The organism is Salmonella sp. 741265116_PST (assembly GCF_046567715.1).
GTDB classification, from domain to species: Bacteria; Pseudomonadota; Gammaproteobacteria; order Enterobacterales; family Enterobacteriaceae; genus Salmonella; species Salmonella enterica.
Window position 1 is genome coordinate 1 of sequence record NZ_JBKFPH010000071.1, and the last position, 2,377, is coordinate 2,377.

Here is a 2,377-nt window from a genome sequence, read left to right on the forward strand (position 1 = left end):
ATCTGCGGTGGAACTGCGCTGCCGCTGACCGTCACGTTATGTGCGCCCGGCCCGCTGGTTGCAAGCGACGCCGCCGCATCCTGGACGGCACTAACTATATCCGATATCCCCGCCGCCGCTGCGGCGGCCTGCGCTGCGGTTACTGCCGCTTTTACCAGCCCTGACGGCTCCGGCAGCGCACCAAACAGCTCCGCCGCTGCCTGTTCTGCCATCTGTTCGACTGCATCAGCAACACCGGTTGCGGCTGAACCTGTGCTCGTATCGCCACTTTCGCCGGTTATTGGCGGCGTGGTGATGACGGGTCCACCATTTCCAGCTGGTTTATTACCCGTAGATACAAAACTCATGATATTTACTCCTTAAATATCGGATTAAAATAAAGCCCCTGGCGGCCAGAAAAATAAGAAATAGCCTGCCACTGCCCATTTTTATAATGAAAGAAACATGTCAAATTTAAATCCTTATTCAAATTCCAGAATATTTCCTTTATCTGAATATTTCTGAATTCAGGATTCGTTGAACGATAAGTATTTTCAATGCCAATGGAATACCCTCCGACAAATTTGTAACGAGACTTTATAAACTCACGTGTCGGACGACCATGTTTTTAATAAAAAAAGCCTCAGACCCTCCGTTCTTTATATAACTTCTTTGCTCATATACGGAAGGCTGAGCAAAAGACTCTCCCCCTGTGGTAGCGATTAGCAATAACGACATCAAAGCAAAAAAACTGTTCATTTTTTAACTCCGCAAGCGAGAAAATGGCATCAGGAATTATTACATTTAATTGTACAGGAATATCATTCAGATAATGCTCCCGAAGTTCTGTTCCAGTATTCATCACTCCATCAATATCCCAACCATATATATCATTTGCCACTCTTAACTCATTCGATGGAAATCTTTCCCCTTTGGTTAAAGACAAATAATTGGTATCAAAATTCTCAGGTGGTTTTGGCAGGTCATACTCACCTTCAAGATATAAAAGTGTGTGACCTATCTCATGCTCTACTGATGTTCTGAAGCAGAATGAGAATATCTCTTCATTATTATAGTAAACTAGAATACAGCACCGGGTGGCCAAAAAATATAAGAGAACACTCGCCACTGCTCGTCCTTATAATGAAACCAGCATGTCAAGTTCAAATCATCATGGAGATGCCAGAACATTTCTTTAATCGGTACATTGCTATATCTGGGATCCGTTGACCTATAGGTTTTTTCCAGCCCAATATAATACTCACCAACAAACATATAGCGAGGTCTGACAAATTCATGTTCAGGCCTGCCATATTTTTCAACAAAAGAAGCATCAACCTCTCCGCTTTGTATATTATTTTTTTCATAATACTGAGTTGCCTGATCATCTTTTTTTGTTACATTTACCAGCTCGTATTTCATGCCATTTAGCGCAGTGACAGAGGGTTGAGGGTGGGGATTAAACATTACGCCATGCATCAGAAAATGAATGAGCAGAATACCTGTTTGTATCATTTATCTACACTCATAACTGTAAAGTAAGTATCAGGGATTATTACATTCAGAAATGTGTTAACATGTTCCAGGTAACGACTTCGAAGCTCCATTCCAATATTCATTAATGCGGCAGCATCCGATCTATATGCCGTTGTTGCTTTACCTGATTTATCCAGAGCATACTCATCATCAAGATAACCAATCATATGTCCAATTTCATGAGGTACATTTATCTGGTTAGAGCAAACTGTCTGGGCTGGATCAAGACATTTCCGCACTGCGACCACATCCTCGGAATCAATATGGAGGATACGAGAACCCCAGATAACATAAGTCCTTACATCATCCCCTGGTCTCACCTTCAATGCAGTCACATCCCAGTGTTCACCATGATTAACAGGGATCATCTGTATATCAAATGGCAGAGGCTTCCCCTGAAACTTCCTGGCGAAATCTGAAGTTCCTGAAACAGAAAAAAATATTTTACCATTCCATTCGGAACAAACTGTCGTATAAACATTAATGATGAACAATGATTTTTCAATAAACGTCCAGTCGTCCTTCACATCGCTATTTTTAACCCATGTATATTTACATTTTAGCAATAATGAAATAGCTCCCGTTTCACTATTTATGACAAATTCACCTCTATCACCGTAATCGTTTTTGATAAATTCCCCGTCTATCTTTGTTCTGGAAAAATATTCAGCCAATGGGCTATGAGGGTCAAACTGTAACTTACTCATTCGATTTCCTTAGGGATCCCCGAAGCATATCGCGTTGATGCCATACCTTTTATCTTCGGACATCACCTGAATTATCAACTTCCGTGATATGCCGCAGCGCATCCACATACCGCCCTTCACTGTTCTGCTGCCAGAACCAGCCTTGCCCCGGTCTT

3 protein-coding genes and 3 pseudogenes are annotated in these 2,377 nt (G+C 42.0%); all 6 read right to left on the minus strand.

Going from position 1 to position 2,377, the window contains the following annotated elements; translation table 11 throughout:
• Positions 1-347, minus strand: a pseudogene (locus tag ACLD11_RS21765) (type VI secretion system tip protein VgrG); the annotation flags it as partial.
• A gap of 24 nt (positions 348-371) precedes the next feature.
• Positions 372-738: pseudogene (locus ACLD11_RS21770) on the minus strand (hypothetical protein).
• Positions 656-1,108: a hypothetical protein gene (locus ACLD11_RS21775; protein WP_411015373.1), complete on the minus strand. Its 453-nt coding sequence runs from the start codon at positions 1,106-1,108 to the stop codon at positions 656-658. Before ACLD11_RS21775 ends, ACLD11_RS21770 begins: the two are co-directional and overlap by 83 nt.
• Positions 1,060-1,494 carry a hypothetical protein gene (locus ACLD11_RS21780; protein WP_115286307.1) on the minus strand — a complete coding sequence of 145 codons (435 nt, stop codon included), beginning with the start codon at positions 1,492-1,494 and terminating at the stop codon, positions 1,060-1,062. Before ACLD11_RS21780 ends, ACLD11_RS21775 begins: the two co-directional genes overlap by 49 nt.
• Entirely contained in the window at positions 1,491-2,222 is a 732-nt protein-coding gene (locus ACLD11_RS21785) for a hypothetical protein (RefSeq protein ID WP_080247011.1), read from the minus strand. The genes ACLD11_RS21780 and ACLD11_RS21785 overlap by 4 nt, the downstream gene beginning before the upstream one ends.
• Before the next feature lie 49 nt (positions 2,223-2,271).
• Positions 2,272-2,377, minus strand: a pseudogene (locus tag ACLD11_RS21790) (cytoplasmic protein); the annotation flags it as partial.